Source organism: Gibbsiella greigii (assembly GCF_039540155.1).
In the GTDB taxonomy this organism is placed as follows: domain Bacteria; phylum Pseudomonadota; class Gammaproteobacteria; order Enterobacterales; family Enterobacteriaceae; genus Gibbsiella; species Gibbsiella quercinecans.
Genome location: NZ_BAABEM010000022.1, coordinates 62,371 through 81,020 on the forward strand (window position 1 = coordinate 62,371; position 18,650 = coordinate 81,020).

Sequence of the window (18,650 nt, forward strand, 5' to 3'; positions counted from 1 at the left end):
GGGGCATGCCATGAAACCGATTATCCAGGTCCAGAACGTTAGCCAGCGGTTCGATACTCCGCAAGGGGAATTCATTGCCCTGCAAAATGTGAGCTTTGATATTCAGGCGGGGGAGACTGTCAGCCTGATCGGCCACTCCGGCTGTGGAAAGTCCACCCTGTTGAACTTGATCGCTGGGCTGGCGCTGCCCAGCGAGGGCGTATTGCTGTGCGATAACCAACAGATCACCGGGCCGGGCCCGGAGCGCGGTGTCGTGTTCCAGAACCATTCGTTGCTGCCTTGGCTGACCACCTTTGAAAACGTGGCGCTGGCGGTGCGCCAGGTGTTTCGCGGCCAGATGAACAAGGTGGAGATGCGCGAGTGGATCGAACACAACCTGGAACTGGTGCATATGAGCCATGCGCTCGATAAGCGGCCGCATGAGATTTCCGGCGGCATGAAGCAGCGCGTGGGTATTGCGCGTGCGCTGGCGATGAAACCGAAGGTGCTGCTGATGGATGAACCGTTCGGCGCGCTGGACGCGCTTACCCGCGCCCATTTGCAGGATGCGGTGATGGAAATCCAACAGCGGCTGAACACCACCATCGTGCTGATTACCCACGATGTCGATGAAGCGGTGCTGCTTTCCGATCGGGTGTTGATGATGACCAACGGCCCGGCGGCCACGGTGGGGGAAATCCTGCCGGTGGCGCTGCCGCGCCCGCGTTTGCGCGTGGCGTTGGCGGACGATCCGGCCTACCACCAGTGCCGCCAGCAGGTGCTGAAATTCCTGTATGAAAAACATGCCAAAGCGGCCTAAGCCGCCTGCCGTCGCGTTGGGCAGTGCGCAAGGCGAAGGCACCTGCATGGCAAACATGATTGACCGCAGTATGGCGGTGAGCAAGAGGATATTGGATATGCATAAGCCCGTTTTAGTCGTCGCCGGCCACGGCATGGTGGGGCACCACTTTCTGGAACAATTGGTGGCGCGTGAGTTACACCAGCAATATCACATTGTGGTTTTTGGTGAAGAAACGGCCGCCGCTTACGATCGCGTGCATCTGTCAGAGTTTTTCTCGGGCCGCAGCGCAGCCTCGCTCTCAATGGTTGAAGAAGGATTTTTTGAACGCACCGGCATCGAACTGCGGCTAGGGCAACAGGTTTGTGCGATCGACCGCCAGCGCAAATGCATCACCGATGCGCAGGGGGCCGAAACCCCCTACGAGCTATTGGTGCTGGCAACCGGTTCTTATCCCTTCGTCCCACCGATTCCCGGCAACGATCGGCCGGATTGCCTGGCCTACCGCACGCTGGACGATTTGGCGGCAATCACCGCAAGCGCGCAACAGGGCAGCGTCGGCGTGGTGGTCGGTGGCGGATTGCTGGGCCTGGAAGCGGCCAATGCACTTAAGCAACTGGGCCTGAAAACTCATGTGGTGGAGTTCGCCCCGCGCCTGATGGGGGTGCAACTGGACGAAGCCGGCGCAGCGGTGTTGCGGCAAAAGATCGAAGCGCTGGGTGTTAGCGTGCATACCGGCAAGGAAACCAAAGCGATAGAAGCGGGTGAGTTACACCGTCACTGCATGAATTTTGCCGACGGCGAACGATTGGAAACCGATTTGGTGCTGTTTTCCGCTGGTATCCGGCCGCGCGATCAACTGGCGCGCGCCGCACAGTTAGACGTGGGGCCACGAGGCGGCATTGTGATTGATGATCAGTGCCGCACCAGCGATGCATCGATTTTCGCCATTGGCGAATGCGCACTGTGGAACGGGCAGATTTTCGGCCTGGTGGCACCGGGTTACCAAATGGCGCGCGCGCTGGCAGATAACCTGGCCGGGCGAGAAAATGCCTTTCGCGGCGCGGATATGAGCACCAAGCTGAAGCTGCTGGGCGTTGAGGTGGCTTCCATCGGCGATGCCCACGGGCGCACCGCGGGCAGCCAGAGCTACCGCTGGGTCGACGAGCCGGCGGGGGTTTATAAAAAAATGGTGGTCAGTGCCGACGGCAAACAGTTGCTGGGGGCGGTGCTGGTGGGCGACAGCAGCGAATACAATACTCTGTTGCAGATGTTGCTCAACGGCATCCCGCTGCCGGCGGCGCCGGAAAGCCTGATTCTGCCCGCCGGCAGTGGCGCGGCGCCCAAAGCGTTGGGCGTCTCCGCACTGCCCAACACGGCGCAGATTTGCTCTTGCCACAATGTCAGCAAAGGCGATATTTGCGCCGCAGTGGAACAAGGCTGCGGCGATCTGGCCGCGGTAAAAGCCTGCACCCGCGCGGGCACCGGCTGCGGCGGCTGCGTGGCGTTGGTGAAACAGGTTCTGGAACATGAACTGGTGCAGCGCGGCGTGACGGTAAAAAAAGACGTTTGCGAACATTTTGCCTACTCGCGCCAGGAACTGTATCACCTGGTGCGCATCGGCGGTTTCCGTACTTTCGATGAATTGCTGGCCAAGCATGGCAAGGGCCACGGCTGTGAAGTGTGCAAGCCGTTGGTGGGTTCGATCCTGGCGTCATGTTGGAATGAATACCTGCTTAAGCCGCAGCATTTGCCTTTACAGGATACTAACGATCGTTTTTTTGCCAACATTCAAAAAGATGGTACATATTCGGTTGTGCCGCGCGTGCCCGGCGGTGAAATTACCCCACAAGGCCTGATCGCCATCGGCCAGGTAGCCCAGCGCTATCAGCTGTATACCAAAATCACCGGCGGCCAGCGGGTGGATATGTTCGGCGCCCGGCTGGAGCAACTGCCGGAAATCTGGCAAGCGTTGATCGACGCCGGCTTCGAAACCGGCCACGCTTACGGCAAGTCGTTGCGCACGGTGAAATCTTGCGTTGGCGCAAGCTGGTGCCGCTACGGCGTGCAGGATTCCACCACGCTGGCGATTGAATTAGAGCACCGTTACAAGGGGTTGCGCTCACCGCATAAGATTAAAATGGCGGTTTCCGGCTGCACCCGCGAATGTGCAGAGGCGCAGAGCAAAGACGTGGGGGTTATCGCCACCGACAAGGGCTGGAACCTGTATCTGTGCGGCAACGGTGGGATGAAACCCCGCCATGCTGACCTGTTCGCCAGCGATCTGGATACCGCCACGCTGATCAAAACCATCGATCGCTTCCTGATGTTTTATATCCGCACCGCAGATCGTTTACAGCGCACCAGCGTCTGGATGGACAATCTGGAGGGCGGGTTGGATTACCTGCGCCAGGTGGTGCTCGAAGACAGCCTGGGGATTGGCGCGGAACTGGAAAACGAAATGCAGGCGGTGATCGACAGTTATCAATGCGAATGGCAAACCACCCTGGCGGACCCGCAGCGGCTGAAACTGTTCCGTCCTTTCGTCAACAGTGAAAAACCGGACGAAGCGGTGGTCTGGCAACCGGAACGCGGCCAGCGCCGGCCGGCAACGGTGGAGGAGCGTGGGCAGGTGATTACGGTGCAGCAAAGCGATGCGCGGGAAGGCCGGTGGGAAGACGTGTGCGCACTGGCAGCCATCCCGGAACAGGCTGGTATCGCCGCCCGCGTGGCGGGGCAGCAGATCGCCTTGTTCCATCTGCCGGCCTTTGGCGTTTTCGCCGTCGCCAACCACGAGCCGGGCAGCCAGGCGAACGTCTTGGCGCGCGGCCTGACGGGCGATGTGGCCGGCGAGCCGGTGGTGATTTCACCGCTGTATAAGCAGCGTTTCCGCCTGCGCGACGGCGTGAGTGTCGATAACGCGGCCCTGCGCATCAGCGCTTGGCCAGCGCGGGTGGAAAACGGCCAGGTATGGGTTTTCAGCCAGCCGATGAAGGTGGATAGCAACGTGCCGGCAGCCGCCAGCGAGGCCCCCTGAATGGGGGGCAGGTTCACGAACATCCGGTGTGCCCCTCTAAATAAGTGAAACTGGCGCTCAATATATCGGCAAAATTCTCCCCCGGTAAGCGTATTTTGCGCTGTGTTGCAAAGGTTGCCTGGTGTATTCCAGGCCGCCTGCAACAGGCCGGTGTGCACATGTAAAATATGCGCAACCGGTTGAAGAATTGCTTTTTTTGCAAAAAGTGAAATACGCGCCGGGGGGATTTCAGGTAAATAAAACCCACCCGGGCGAGTGGCGGCTAGGCGGGCTTGAGAAAGCGCCGCGCCAATGCGTTGCGAACCGGCACGACGATGCGCTCCTGGAATAACAGGCACAGCAGGATGGTGAGCGCCACGTAAAGTAGGTAGCCGGGGATCGACAGCGCTACATCGCCGGCGGCGGCAATGCAACTTTGCCAACTGTTGAAGCAGCCGAGCGGATCGCCTCGCAGGAACTGCTCCAGCGTGCGGTACAGATTAAAAATCGGTACGTGCAGGGCAAAGATGGTAAGCGAGGCGGCTCCCAGGCGCGGCGACCAGTGCTGCACCCAACGGTTGCTCGGCGCGCGCGCCAGGGCACTTAGGTAGACCAACGCACACTGGGCCGGCAGCAGCAGGCCGTTATGCAGCAGGAAATACCAATGCCTGGCGCCGTGGGTAAACAGCGCGGTCGCGGTAAAAAAGCAGGCCAGAATGAACAGAACACTGCCCCAGCGCCAGCCAACGCCGTGGTGCTTCTCTCTCATTCGGCGCTGGCGGAAAATGCCATAACAGACGATGCCGGCCAGGAACTCGGGCAGGCGCAGCAATGGGCCGCGCTGCAACAGGCCGGTATAGGGCATACCGTATTGATGGTGCCAAACGGCCCAAACCGGCGGTAGCAGGTAAAGCCCCCACAGCAGGAAGAACCACAGCACTTTTCGGCGTGCCTCCAGCAAACGCGGCGCGCACTGCGGGAAAAACAGATAAAAGAAAAACAGGGTGGAAAGCGACCACAGTGGGGCGTTGAAGGTGAGAAAGTAGGGATTCCAGGCCTGTAGCATCAGCAGTTGCAGCACGATGTTGAACGTGAGCTGGGGATCGGTCATGTAATGGCGCAGGATTTCCGGGCTGACGTCTTCATTGGTGTCGTACACCACAAAGCGCAGGCTGGCCGTCGGCCCTTCCGGTGGGATATCCCACCACTGCATCAGGGTGACCACCAGCATGGAAGAGAGCAGCGCAATGATATGAATTGGGTACAGGTTGAAAAAACGCTTGGCCCAGAAGGTTTTGGCCGGCTCGCGCATCTGGTTGCCGTTGCAATAGACGTGTGTCAGCAGAAAGCCCGACAGCACAAAAAAGGTGCTGGTGGCAAAAAAGCCCATGCTGGTCAGCTCAGCTAAAAAGGGCACTTTCCTGATCTGTGGATATTGGTGCAGCGTGTGATAAATCATCACATAGCAGCCCAGAAGAAAACGCAGCCATTCCAGGCCAATAAACCGTTCTTTACGTTGCTGTTTTACCACTCGCGGCTCCTGCATGTAGGGGGTAATAAACTTGACGGCGTCATGTTTTAATGATTGAAATATCTATCTAATTGTTTTAATTGAATTTAAATTATAGTCGGCGCGTTCTTAGGCGGCGCTTGACGTGAAATCGAGGGGTATAGGCTATTCGTTATTGCCGGGGCTGGCAATGCACCGTGTGCAATGAAGTTGAAAACAGCGATGTGCTATAGTTGCCAAGGTTTGGTTGTCTGTTGTCAGGAGCGGCTGCAGTAAAGAATGTGAGTGCCTTGCCGTTGGGAAGACGGCGTGGCGAAGGTGTAATGGCTGTTATTGAAGTGTTGTACATTACAGAACGAAAGCAACGGTATGTGTCTTCTCTGCGCTGGGTATGGCTGGCGGGAGGGCTGGTGTCAGCCGTTTTTAACCCGCGAGCCCTGGCGATTGACACGCGGGCGTTGCCCGATCTTGGCAGTAGCGCCGTGAGCAACGCCGAGAGCGAGCGAGAGAAAAACTGGGCGGAAGTCGCCAAAAGCCTGGGCGAAAGCAGCATGAACCAGTCTTCGGGGCAACAGGTGCGTACCAACGCCGCCAACTATATGCTGGGCAAAGCCTCTACGCTGCTCCAGCAGCAGGCGCGAGATTTTCTTTCCCCAGTGGGCACGACCAGCCTGTCGCTGGTGATGGCGGATGACGGTGGCTTTGCCGGTAGCCGCGGCCAATTGTTCAGCCCTCTGCATGAAAACGGTAACCTGCTGACCTATAGCCAACTGGGCTTTGTGCAAAAAACGGACAGTTCGCTGGCCAACCTGGCGCTTGGCCAGCGTTGGATGTCCGGTGACTGGATGCTGGGCTATAACACAGTGCTGGATCGTGATATTACCTATCAGCGTAACCGCGGCAGCCTGGGGGCCGAAGCTTGGGGCGACTACCTGCGGTTTTCGGCGAATTATTATTATCCGCTTTCTTCCTTCAAACCACAGACCACCGGGGCCGCACTGCTCAGCCGCCCAGCACGCGGCTACGATATGACCACACAGGGCTACCTGCCGTTTTACCGCCAAATTGGCGCATCGTTCCGCTACGAACAGTACCTTGGCGATAATATCGATCTGTTTGGTAGTGGCAATCGGTATAGCGATCCGCGCGCCGTCAAGTTCAGCCTTAATTACACCCCGGTGCCGTTGGTAACGGTAAAAGCCAACCACCAGTTGGGCGAGGGTGGTGAAACGCAGGATTCGGTGGAGCTATCGCTCAATTATCGCCTTGGCGTGCCGCTGGAAAAACAGCTCCAGTCACAGTATGTCGCCGATGCCAAATCGCTGCGCGGCGGGCGCTATGACAGTATTGAGCGCAATAATGACCCGGTGTTGGCGTTTCAGCAGCGTAAAACGCTGCAGGTGTTCCTGGCTACGCCGCCGTGGAGCCTGCGGGAAGGGGAAACGCTGCCGCTGGTGTTAGAGATTAAAAGCAAAAACCCCATCGCGCGCGTCAGTTGGCAAGGCGATACCCAAGTATTGAGCCTGACACCGCCGCAAAACAATAACGATCCGCATGGCTGGAGCGTGATTATGCCTAAATGGGATACCACACCTGGGGCGGAGAACCGCTATCGGCTGTCGGTGACGCTGGAAGATGACAAACAGCAGCGCGTGACGTCCAACTGGATTACCCTGCAGGCCACCGCGCCGCTTTCGTTATCCAGCGGCGATGAACCGGTGCCGACCCTTCCAGCGAGCAGTTAGGCCCCACTAGCTGTTTTTGCTCTGCAAGGCCCAGACGGCGGCTTCAACGCGTGATTTCAGCTTCATCTTTTTCAACAGGTGTTTGACGTGGACTTTAACGGTGCTTTCAGTGATCGTCAGTTTACGGGCGATCATTTTGTTCGGTAGCCCCTGGGCAATCAGTTTGAGAATATCGCGTTCGCGCGGCGTAAGTTGCTGAATATCGCGCTCACCGCTCGGGCGCTGTTCGCGCAGGCTGGCGGCCAAGATTGGCGTGAGCGCTTCGCTTAACACCATCTGCCCGGCCGCCGCTTGATGCAGGGCCTTGAGCAGGTCTTCCGGCTCCATATCCTTCAACAGGTAGCCATCGGCGCCGCGCTTGAGGGCGCTGACCACGTCGTCTTCATGGTTGGACACGCTGAAAACCACAATTCGCCCGGACAGAGCGATAGTACGCAGCCGATCCAACGTTTCCAGCCCGTTCATACCCGGCATGTTCAGATCGAGCAGGATTAAATCTGGATCCAGCTCTTCAGCCAGCGTGACGCCCTGTTCGCCATTGCTGGCTTCGGCCACGACGCGCAGGCGTGCATCCATACTGATGAGCTGTTTCACGCCGTTACGCAGCATTGGGTGATCGTCGATCAGTAACAGAGTAGCGGCATCTTCGTTGGTCATGGTGTCTCCTGTGTTTAAACTGTGTCTGGGCGGAACGTCACCCGAACTTCGGTACCGCCGCCGCGGCGGGGGAGAATTTCGCAACGCCCGTGCAGGCTTTTGGCGCGATCGTGCATGATCATCAGGCCATAGTGGCCTGGCCGTTCGCGTTGTTGCGGCAGGCCACGGCCGTTATCGCAGACGCTGAGGGTGACTTCCCCGTGCTGGCTGCTGACGTGGATTTGCACTTGGCTGGCCTGCGCGTGCTTATAAATATTGCTCAGCGCTTCACGGGCGATTTGCAACAGGTGTATCGCCTGGTATGGGGGCACCATACGTGGTTTCAGTTGGTAATCGAGTGTGATTTCCAGCCCCAGGCGCGGGTTGAACTCCTGAACGGTGGCCTGCAATGCGGCCAACAGGCCTGGCTCGGTGAGCTGCAGCCGAAAAGTGGTAAGCAATTCGCGCAACTGGCGGTAGGCGGTATTCAATTCTTCACGCATTTGCCGCACCAGATCCTGCGCCGCCGGGGCCAAGGCTTCGCCCTGCATTTGCAGGCAACTGACCTGCATCTTCAGGCACGAAAGTGATTGGGCGATAGAATCGTGCAGCTCGCGTGCAATGGCGGCGCGCTCTTCCATCAGCATCAGCTGTTGCTGGTGATCCACCTGGTGTTCGATCGCCAGCACGCTGGTCAACTGTTCCGCCAGCAAATCAATCAGCCGCCGCTGCTCGTCGTTCAGTGGCTGATGGCGATCGTGCTGTGCCATCATCAGCCCGTAACTGCCGAGTTTGTCCTGCAGGCGCCAGCTTAGGGTGGTTTCATCGCCAGGCACGGCGGTGTTGCCCGTGGGGCGTGAGGCGTACTCCGCCGCGGCGCTTTGCGGGCTAAACTGCGCCGTGCCGTTGTTTTCATACAGATGCACCTGGATCGCCTGCAAAGGGGTGAGAGCCTGCAACTGCTCAATCACCGGCGGTAGGCGGGCGCTTAGCGGTTGATTGGCGTGCAACTGGCGACTAGCCTGGTACAGGAACGCCAACACCTGGTTTTTTTGCTGCAGATCGGCGGTTTTTTCCGCCACCCGCTGTTCCAGCCGGCCATACATGGCCGACAGTTCGTCAGACATGCTATTGAGCGCGTAGCCAAGTGAAGCCATTTCATCATGGCGGCGGCTGGGCGGGATAAAACGGCCGCTGAAGTTGCCTTGGCCGATGGCCTGCGCCATGGCGAGCAGTTGCCGCCAGGGATACAGCAGGCGCTGGTGCAGATAGCCGATGGTCGCCAGCAACAGCAGCAGGGTGAGGGCGATAAAGACTGCTTGCACCAGCGTCACCAACCCTAACCGACGTTCGGTCTGGCGATCGATATTGGATACCAGCTTATCCAGCAGGCTGACAAAATGCACCACCTGCGCGCTGGCGTCGGCGGGGTGCTGCGCTTGGCGCAAGCGCGGCAGTAGCGTTTGCTGCCCGTAGTCACGCAGTGCGTTGAACTGGGCCGTTAGCCCCTCCTGGCTGACTGCGCTCTGCAACGCCGGGCTATTTTCATCCTGCGCCATTTCTTGTATCAGCCGTTCGCTGTCCGCATCCAGGGGCACCTGCGCCAGCAGCCGATAGCTTTGCATTCGCAGCGAACCGGCTTTGTTGATTGCATGGGCATTCCCCTGAATGCTTTGCGACATCCAGGCGGAAACCCCCATTCCGCCGATGCCCAGCAGACCGAGCAGTAGCATCAACAGGGAAACCTGGTGCACAATGGAAAGCGAAGCCAACAGGCGTTTCATATGTTGTGAGTCCCCGTTAATAACGTGGCGGGCTATGGCAAACGGCTTGCCGCCAGGTAACAATTCTGCACTATTTTTCATTATCCCCCGGCATAACCATATACTCCAAACGAAGTAACTATTAATTTCCACTTGGGTGGGTGATCGCCATTCGGTATGCAGGGTTTTTAACTAGCAGATTGATTTTCAGCATTTTTATCCTGTCAGGTTAACTACTTATTTAGGATCGAGTGGTGTTTTTGCCCGCGAAACAACCCATCATCCCCTTGATTTACGTCAACTTTGGGGGCGATGCGGATCAATAGGGTGGGTGGCGTTCTCACAGCATTTCTGAGGTTTTTATGTCGCAACTGTCAACGCCATCATTGAAGAAAACGGGCACGGTTATCGAGGATTGGCAACCTGAAAGCGCCATCTTCTGGCAACAGCACGGTCGCTGCATCGCTCAGCGTAACCTATGGATTTCCATTCCCTGCCTGCTGCTGTCTTTCTGCGTTTGGATGCTATTTAGTGCGGTAGCGGTTAATCTGAACAAAGTGGGTTTTGCGTTTACCACCGATCAACTGTTTATGCTGGCGGCGCTGCCTTCTGTTTCCGGGGCTATTCTGCGGGTGCCCTACGCATTGATGATCCCGCTGTTCGGCGGCCGGCGCTGGACAGCCATCAGCACCTGTTTGCTGCTGGTTCCCTGCGTGTGGCTCGGCTTGGCCGTTCAGGATCCGTCCACGCCGTTTACTGTTTTTGTGGTGATTTCGCTGCTGTGTGGCTTCGGCGGCGCCAACTTTGCTTCCAGCATGGCCAATATCAGTTTCTTTTTCCCCAAATCCCGGCAGGGTGGGGCGCTGGGGCTGAACGGCGGCTTGGGCAACCTGGGGGTAAGCGTCATGCAGCTTATCGCACCGCTGGTGATTTCCTTCGGGGTGTTCGGCTTTGTTGGCGGTGCCGGCCAATTGCAGCCCGACGGTGGTTCGCTGTGGTTGGAGAACGCTGCCTGGATCTGGGTGCCTTTTCTGCTGTTGGCTACCATAGCCGCCTGGTTCGGTATGAACGATTTAGCGGCGTCAAAAGCCTCTATCCGCCAACAGTTGCCGGTGCTTAAGCGCGGTCATCTCTGGGTGCTGAGCCTGCTGTACCTGGCGACCTTCGGTTCGTTTATCGGCTTTTCCGCCGGTTTCGCCATGCTATCGAAAACCCAGTTCCCGGACGTGGTGATCCTGCATTATGCCTTCTTCGGCCCCTTCCTGGGGGCGCTGGCGCGGCCGGTCGGCGGTGTGCTTTCCGATCGTTTCGGCGGGGTGCGGGTGACGCTGATTAATTTTGTACTGATGGCGGTCTTCGCCGGGTTGTTGTTCCTGACTCTACCCGGCGCGGGGCAGGCGGGGGCGTTTATGGCGTTTTATGTAGTGTTTATGCTGTTGTTTTTAACCGCCGGCCTGGGCAGCGGCTCCACCTTCCAGATGATTGCGATCGTTTTCCGTAAAATCACCCTTGAACGTGCAAAGGCCAATGGCAAAAGCGACGTGCAGGCACAGCGTGAAGCAATGACCGATTCCGCCGCCGCGCTGGGATTTATTTCGGCGATTGGCGCCATCGGCGGGTTTTTTATCCCGAAGGCGTTTGGCACCTCGCTGGCGTTGACCGGTTCGCCGGAAGGCGCGATGAAAATTTTCGTGCTTTTCTATCTGCTGTGTGTGGTGATCACCTGGGCCGTTTATGGCCGCAAGAAACGCGGTTGATTCTCTTCCCCTGCCGAATTTTACTTCGGCAGGGGAATTTATCTTTTTTCATTCGCCACGTTCTGTTTCACGTTAATCTCGCTGTTTATCAGTAAAATTCTCATGCTTGCATTCTGCCGGCATCTGCTTTTATAAAATTATTATCTTAGCGTCGATTTTATTTTTATTGCTTCGCAGCCTCATTAATTGAGAGGCCATCAGCATTAATTTCAGTTTGGTGACATGGCCAAGTGAGAAAATAAATTGATGTGCTCACATCTGCATTTTTCATGATTCAGACTATCACGAGAAAAATATGCCCCGTTTTTCTTCAAAAATGGTCAAATCAGATAACTCTCATTCTGTTTTTCCTGTCTTTTTGTAGGCTATCTCGCTGTTGGATTAGCGGTAAAGCCGAGTTATTGTCCAGTATTGGTATGAAATTTCACAATTTCACAAGATTGACATGGATCAAGGAGTTTTCTTTTTTTATAAAAATCAAATTTTTGTGATGATGACATCGTCAACTAGGGCAAGGAAATGCAATGTTGCCAACAGGGAAAATAAGTAGTTCAAATAGCCAATCTCTCATAGAGACACAATGTCTGTAAAAAATGAAATCGGCAATTTTTATAAAAATACATAGTGTTTGAATACGCCTGTTGAGTTTACATTTAATTTCTCGAACATTTTTTCATGTTTCTATAAAAGTGTGCGGCATAGGCATACTAAGGAAATTAAAAGTGAATCTTGATAAGAGAATAAAGATTAGGAACCTCGATGTACTGATGCCTGATGGGAAGACGTTCCGTCTGCGCTGGAAAGAGTATCAGATACTTTCATTACTTGTCGCCAGATCGCCTGATCTGGTGACGCGTTCAGAAATTGTGGAAAGCATATGGAAAGGAACATATTGCTCAGATTCGACGATAAATCAAACAATTAAATCTATCCGCCAAAAGATCGGCGACACCAGGCACACGTTGATCCGCACCATTCCCCGTTTGGGATACAAGGTTGAAAACCAGAGCATATTCCACTTCAGCGCCGGTGAAGACGAAGAGTATTCCAGCGAGGCTGCGCCAGCCGTGTCGGACGAGGCGCAGCAAGAGGCGGTGGAAGAACGGCCGGAAAAGGCAGTGGTCATGCCGGCAGAGGGGGATATACCGGCCGTTCCCACCCCTGATGGCGATTCGGCAACCCAGCCCGCCATTGTGCCGGAAGAGGACGAACTGCCGCCTGCGAACCACAATAAAGCCCATCTCCCCCCTCGTTTTTCGCATGTGCCTGCCGGGCGCGTAATAAAATACCTGACGGCGTTAGTCTCACTGTTGGTTATATCGCACTTTTCCTATGTCTTGGGTAATCAAACGCGCCCGACAATCGCTAATGATATTCATAACAATATGCGTTTGGTGTTGACGGTGACTTTCAACGATCCCCTAAACCATGGAACTCAAACTTTACTTTGTTTGTATCAGAGCCAGAACCGGGAACAGGCCACGCTCGAATGTGTGGATTCCAAACCGGGGGAGCCAAAACATTTCTCCAGCCTTGACAGTTCAACCGGGATTGGTAATCACTGGTTTGGTCTTATTCTTCCTTATAAAACAAAACAGTACCCGTCCCTTTATGACATTGAAGTTTAATAATAGATAATATTTCACGACAGGTGTGGATTTTATAAGTTTGGTAGAGGTTATTTCACCATTTGTTATTTGAAAGGCTAGGGTGATTTGTCCAGTCTGGTGGTACCAAGAATATTTAGCGTTCTGCCTCATGGTGTGGCGGAAAGTAAATATAGGAAACCTGGCTGAGTGACAAATTATGCATAAGCGCAAAGTGGCTATTATTGGGGGGGCCGGTTTTATTGGTACTCGATTGGTAAAGCGGCTAAGCAAACGTACCGATCTGCAATTGATCATCATCGATAAGCGAAAGAGTGAGCGTTTCCCCGAACTTTATCAATATGGAGATGTTACCCAGACTGAAACGCTGATTGAGCCGCTTCAGGGGTGTGATGCCATTATTAATCTTGCGGCCGAACATAAAGACAATGTTGAACCGGTAGCGTTGTATTACCAGGTAAACGTGGAAGGGGCTCGTCATGTTTGCCAGGCGGCATCCCGGCTGAATATTCGGCAGATTATCTTCACGTCTTCCGTTGCGGTTTATGGTTTTGTTCAGCAGGAAACCGGGGAGGAAGGGCGCTTTGAGCCATTCAACCACTACGGTAAATCCAAGCTGGAAGCTGAATATGCGTATGACGACTGGCGCAAATCGGCGGTGGGAAATCAACTCACGATCATTCGGCCGACCGTGGTGTTCGGTGAGGGTAACCGTGGCAATGTGTATAACCTGTTCCGGCAAATCGCCAGCGGCCGTTTTGTTATGGTGGGTAACGGCAATAATATGAAATCCATGGCCTATGTGGAAAATATTGCCGCTCGCCTGGAATATGCCCTTGATCATCCGTCGGGTTATTGGGTTAGCAACTATGTCGATAAGCCTGACTTCACCATGAATCAACTGGTTGACGTTATTTCATCTGCCTTGGGGAAAAACAATAAAACGATTCATATTCCTTATTTTGTTGGCCTTTGCGGCGCTTCCGTGCTCGATGTATTGAGTAAAATAAGTCGCCGTAAATTTCCTATCAGCCGTGTTCGTGTACAGAAATTCTGTGCCAGAACACAATTTAAAACCAATATTGACCGTGATTTCGTCGCGCCGGTGAATCTTGATTCGGCTATCGAAAAAACAATTAAGCACGAATTTTTTAACAATTAGTTTTATTCCGGGCTAGCGGCGGGAGTTTCCGCTGCCCGATTAATGAATGTGTTTGTGCAGGATCAAATCATGCTGATTTTTTTCCTGGGGTTCGCCGTTCTTTTTTTATTGATAGCGCATTGGGAGCTGTAACCCAAGGGCGGTAGCGTGCCTGAATGACTGGCAGGGTTTTCCGCTTCACGGCCATACAACGTGAAGGAAGCATGACGGAGATAAAGGCGAGCTCAATTAATGAGCGGAGGAACAATGTTATATCAACTGAGCGGGCTATTTATTGTGGTGCTGTTGCTGTTGGTATTTGCCCGCCAGGTGGCATTTGCTATTGGGTTGGTGGATAAACCAAGCGAAAGGAAGCGCCACCAAGGGCACATTCCATTAGTGGGCGGTATCGTACTTTACCTGGCGATTTTATTGATGCTGCTCTGGCAACCCTCCTGGATGCCGCAAGGAACGGTTTACCTGCTGTGCGTCACCGTGCTGGCGCTGATGGGCGCGCTGGATGATCGTTTCGATTTGCCCGTTGCGCCGCGCGTGTTGGCGCAAGGGGGGATTGCGCTGGTGATGATATTGGAAGCCGACATGGAGTTGGAATCGTTCGGTTACCTGCTGGGCAATACCGAGCTGTTGCTGGGTGGCCTGACCCTGCTGATTACGCCACTGGCGGTATGGGGCGCCATCAATGCCTACAACATGGTTGACGGTATCGACGGCCAGCTCGGCGTACTCTCTTGCGTTACCTTTAGCGCGCTGGCGCTGCTGTTTGGCATTAGCGGGCAGTTGAACCTGGCGCTGTGGTGCCTGGGGTTGATGGTGGCGCTGGCGGCATTCCTGCTGTTTAACCTGGGTGTATTCGGCCAGCAGAACAAGGTCTTCATGGGGGACACTGGCAGCATGGTGATCGGTTTTACCGTGTTGTGGCTGTTGATCGCGGCGACCCAGGGCGAGCAGGCGGTAATGCGGCCGGTCACCGCACTGTGGCTGATTGCTATCCCGCTGATGGATATGGTGACGGTGATGGTGCGGCGCTTAATGCGCCATCAAAGCCCTTTCAAAGCCGGGCGCGACCATATTCACCATATTTTGATGCGCCGTGGCCTTAACGCCCGCCAGGCGTTGGGCATGAGCTGCATGCTCTCCATCACGCTGGCCTGCGTGGGCATTTGCAGTGAAGTGTTGCTGTTGCCTGAAGACCTTATGCTGCTGGCTTTTGTGTTTTGTTTCATTGGTTATTTTTCCCTGTTGCGCGAGCCGCGTGCGACCACGGTTTTTCCCGAACGGCGCTCAGCCGATCGTTAACCTCTACGCAGGCCGCGCGGCCTGCTATTTCACGGTATTTTCATGAATCTTCATTTGCCTCATTTTTTGCCGCTGATGTTATCCGGCGCGCTACTTTCCGGCTGTACCGTTGTTCCCGGTTCACATTTACCCACCCAGGGCAAAGCCCGCGTAGCGCAACAAGATGATGATTTTGATCTGGACAAGCGGGTGCAGGTTTATCGTATGACGCCGATGCTGCTGGAGAAAATGCGCCGCGTAGAGCCGGTGGCGCGGCCCAATCCGCAGTTGGAGCAACGTTTGCAGCGTTACCAGTACCGTATCGGTATCGGTGATGTGCTTAACGTCACCGTCTGGGATCATCCCGAACTGACCACGCCGGCCGGCCAGTACCGCAGCGCCAGCGACACCGGCAACTGGGTGCATGCCGACGGCACCATTTTCTATCCCTATATTGGCCGCGTGGCGGTGGCAGGCAAAACGGTGACCGAAGTGCGCAGCTTGATCACTCAGCGCCTGGCGGCCTATGTGGAAAGCCCGCAGGTGGATGTCAGCATTGCTGCTTTCCGTTCGCAAAAAGCTTATGTCACCGGCGAGGTGCAAACCTCGGGCCAGCAGCCCATCACCAATGTGCCGTTGACGGTGCTGGATGCCATCAACGCCGCGGGCGGCCTGACGCAAAACGCCGACTGGCGCAATGTGGTGCTGACCCACGACGGCCAGGAGCAACGCATCTCGCTGCAGGCGCTGATGCAGCGCGGCGATACCAGCCAGAACCATCTTCTGGCGCCCGGCGACATTCTGTATGTCCCCCGTAATGACGAACTGAAAGTGTTTGTTATGGGCGAGGTGGGTAAACAAAGCACGCTGAGAATGGATCGCAGCGGCATGACGCTGACCGAAGCGTTGGGCAACGCTGAAGGCATCAGCCAGACGGTTGCCGACGCCACCGGCGTGTTTGTCATCCGCCCATCCTGCGGTGGTAACGCCGGGCCGTTGGCCGCGCTCTATCAGTTTGACCTTTCCGACGCCACGGCGCTGGCGATGGGCACCGAATTCCAACTGCAGCCTTTTGATGTGGTGTATGTCACGGCGGCGCCGGTGGCGCGCTGGAATCGCCTGATTGCCCAACTGACGCCAACTATCTCCGGTTTTAACGATCTCAGCGAAGCCACGTTGCGGATCCGCAATTGGTAAACCACAACGTCAAAGCAAGGACTATTGAACATGAATAACAGCGCACTGCCCATTGTGATGGCCGAGCAGGATGAAAGACTGGATTGGGAACGGCTGATCGGCCCCCTGTGGGACAACCGCTGGCGCATCGCGTTGGTCACGGGGCTTGCCGGCGTTCTGGGCGCGGCCTACGCGCTGCTGGCCACACCGGTTTACCAGGCCAGCGCGTTGGTGCAGGTGGAAAAGCAACTATCTGGCGAGTCATTGCTACGCGAAACGTTGGAAAATACGCTGGGCCAAAACCCTGCCACGCAAGATGAGGTATCGTTGGCCAAATCGCGCTATGTCATTGGCAAAACTGTCGACGATCTGGATTTGACGGTACGCGTGCAGCCTGATTATTTCCCGTTGTTCGGTAAAGGGCTCGCCCGGCTGCGTGGCGAAACGCCGCCGGAAGTGCAGATCAGCGAGATGACCGTGCCGGCCGGCATGCAGGGGGAAAGGCTAACCCTTACCGTGCGGGATCCGCAGCACGTGGTGTTGAGCTATGCCGATAAGCCCATTCTGGCCGGCGCCGTTGGGCAGGTCTTGAACCAGAACGGTTGGCGCCTGGCGGTGACGGCGCTGGAAGCGCCGGTCGGCAGTACCTTTACCGTGGTAAAAGTGCCGCGCCAGACGGCCGTCGATGATTTGCGTAACGTGCTGGATGTCGCATCGGCCGGTAAGGAGAGCGGCATCATGACTTTCAGCCTGACGGAAGAAAACCCGCAGCAGGCGGAAGATGTTCTCAAAAGCGTTACAGAAAATTATCTACGGCAGAATGTAGACCGTAAAACCGAAGAAGCGCAGCGTATGCTTGCCTTCCTACGGGAACAGTTGCCGCGAACCCAGGCTTCCCTCAACGGGGCGGAAAACCAACTGAATCTTTTTCGCCAGCAGAATGATTCCGTCGATTTGTCGCTGGAAGCCAAATCGGTATTGGATACGTTGGTGCAACTGGAAGCCCAGTTAAATGAATTGACGTTCAAAGAATCAGAAATCTCCAAGCTGTATACCCGTGCGCACCCGGCATACCGCGCGCTGTTGGAAAAACGCGCCACGCTAGAGGCGGAAAAAGCACGGCTGGGCAAACAGGTCCAGGCGTTGCCGAAAACCCAGCAGGAAATTTTGCGCCTGACCCGCGACGTGCAGGTGGATCAACAGATTTACGTGCAACTGATGAATAAGCAGCAGGAACTGAGCATCAGCAAGGCGGGAACGGTAGGGAACGTCCGTATCATCGACGAGGCGGAAACCGCGATGCGGCCAGTTAAGCCGCAAAAAATGTTGATAGTGATCTTCGCACTGCTGATGGGCGGTGTCGCGTCGTCATCGGTGTTTTTGCTGCGAGCGGCGTTTCATCGCGGTATCAGTAATACCGATGCGTTGGAAAAGCGCGGGATCAACGTCTATGCCACGGTACCGCTCTCGTCGTGGCAGCAAAAACGCAACCGCAGCCAACAGCAACTGTTGGCCAGAAGCAGCGGCACCCAGTTGCCGATTTTGGCGTTGGAGGAGCCGGGGGATTTGTCGGTGGAGGCAATTCGCAGCCTGCGTACCAGCCTACATTTTGCCATGCTGGAAGCCAAAAATAATATTCTGCTGGTGTCAGGTGCCAGCCCGGTCAGCGGTAAAAGCTTTACCAGCACCAACCTAGCGGTGGTGTTGGCCCAGGCCGGGCAGCGTGTGCTGTTGATCGACGCCGATATGCGCAAGGGTTTTCTGCACCGCTGGATGGGCAGCCATGCTCAGCCGGGGCTTTCCGATATGTTGGCCGGCCAGGTGATGACCGAACAGGTGGTTAGACGGACGGATGTTGAAAAGCTGGATTTTGTCTCCCGTGGGCAGGTGCCGCCTAATCCGTCGGAGTTGCTGATGCACCGGCGCTTTGCCGATTTCCTGCTCTGGGCGGAACAGCATTATGATCTGGTGGTGATTGATACTCCGCCGATATTGGCCGTCACCGATGCGGCGATCGTCGGCCGGCATGCCGGCACCGCGTTGATGGTGGTGCGTTTTGAGGTTGATACCGTCAAGCAGGTTGAAGTTAGCCTGCGCCGTTTTGAGCAAAATGGCGTGGCGGTCAAAGGCGTGATCCTCAACGGCGTGCTCAAAAGAAGCGCCAATAACGATGCGGGATATTATACCTTCGCCTATCCAAGCTATCAGCAAGAGGCAAAATAGCG

The 18,650-nt window shown here is 55.7% G+C and carries 11 protein-coding genes and 1 pseudogene; 9 read left to right on the forward strand and 3 right to left on the reverse strand.

Annotated elements, in window-relative coordinates; translation table 11 throughout:
* Positions 1-10 precede the first annotated feature (10 nt).
* Together AC559G_RS16215 and nirB are read left to right on the forward strand one after the other, a co-directional pair.
* On the forward strand, positions 11-799 hold the full coding sequence (locus tag AC559G_RS16215) for an ABC transporter ATP-binding protein (protein ID WP_498913255.1): 789 nt from the start codon (positions 11-13) through the stop codon (positions 797-799).
* Positions 800-884: 85 nt separating this feature from the next.
* Positions 885-3,815 (forward strand): annotated as a pseudogene (gene nirB, locus AC559G_RS16220) (nitrite reductase large subunit NirB); the annotation flags it as partial.
* A 262-nt stretch (positions 3,816-4,077) separates the two neighbouring features.
* Here nirB and AC559G_RS16225 read toward each other — a convergent pair.
* Entirely contained in the window at positions 4,078-5,325 is a 1,248-nt protein-coding gene (locus tag AC559G_RS16225) for an acyltransferase family protein (RefSeq protein WP_498913256.1), read from the reverse strand.
* A 302-nt stretch (positions 5,326-5,627) separates the two neighbouring features.
* Between AC559G_RS16225 and AC559G_RS16230 the strand changes: the two genes are divergently transcribed.
* On the forward strand, positions 5,628-7,049 hold the full coding sequence (locus tag AC559G_RS16230; protein ID WP_498913257.1) for a YchO/YchP family invasin: 1,422 nt from the start codon (positions 5,628-5,630) through the stop codon (positions 7,047-7,049).
* Between the two features lie 6 nt (positions 7,050-7,055).
* Here AC559G_RS16230 and narL read toward each other — a convergent pair whose 3' ends face one another.
* A complete protein-coding gene (narL, locus tag AC559G_RS16235) occupies positions 7,056-7,706 on the reverse strand; it encodes a two-component system response regulator NarL (RefSeq protein ID WP_438597161.1) in 651 nt (216 codons plus the stop codon).
* Positions 7,707-7,720: 14 nt separating this feature from the next.
* Positions 7,721-9,469, reverse strand: coding sequence for a sensor histidine kinase family protein (gene narX, locus AC559G_RS16240; protein ID WP_498913258.1), 1,749 nt, complete (start codon positions 9,467-9,469; stop codon positions 7,721-7,723).
* 341 nt (positions 9,470-9,810) lie between these two features.
* On the opposite strand from narX, the gene AC559G_RS16245 reads away from it, so the two are divergent.
* The 6 genes from AC559G_RS16245 to AC559G_RS16270 all read left to right on the forward strand — a co-directional run bounded on the left by AC559G_RS16245 (position 9,811) and on the right by AC559G_RS16270 (position 18,648).
* Positions 9,811-11,205, forward strand: coding sequence for an MFS transporter (locus tag AC559G_RS16245; protein ID WP_498913259.1), 1,395 nt, complete (start codon positions 9,811-9,813; stop codon positions 11,203-11,205).
* A gap of 722 nt (positions 11,206-11,927) precedes the next feature.
* Positions 11,928-12,833, forward strand: coding sequence for a winged helix-turn-helix domain-containing protein (locus tag AC559G_RS16250; RefSeq protein ID WP_498913260.1), 906 nt, complete (start codon positions 11,928-11,930; stop codon positions 12,831-12,833).
* A gap of 178 nt (positions 12,834-13,011) precedes the next feature.
* On the forward strand, positions 13,012-13,974 hold the full coding sequence (locus tag AC559G_RS16255) for an NAD-dependent epimerase/dehydratase family protein (protein ID WP_498913261.1): 963 nt from the start codon (positions 13,012-13,014) through the stop codon (positions 13,972-13,974).
* Between the two features lie 246 nt (positions 13,975-14,220).
* Positions 14,221-15,270 (forward strand): UDP-N-acetylglucosamine--undecaprenyl-phosphate N-acetylglucosaminephosphotransferase, encoded by a 1,050-nt coding sequence (gene wecA, locus AC559G_RS16260; RefSeq protein WP_498913262.1) that lies wholly within the window; start codon positions 14,221-14,223, stop codon positions 15,268-15,270.
* A 42-nt stretch (positions 15,271-15,312) separates the two neighbouring features.
* On the forward strand, positions 15,313-16,446 hold the full coding sequence (locus AC559G_RS16265) for a polysaccharide export protein (protein WP_498913263.1): 1,134 nt from the start codon (positions 15,313-15,315) through the stop codon (positions 16,444-16,446).
* Between the two features lie 30 nt (positions 16,447-16,476).
* Positions 16,477-18,648, forward strand: a complete 2,172-nt coding sequence (locus tag AC559G_RS16270) for a P-loop NTPase family protein (RefSeq protein WP_498913264.1) — start codon at positions 16,477-16,479, stop codon at positions 18,646-18,648.
* Positions 18,649-18,650: the final 2 nt, after the last annotated feature.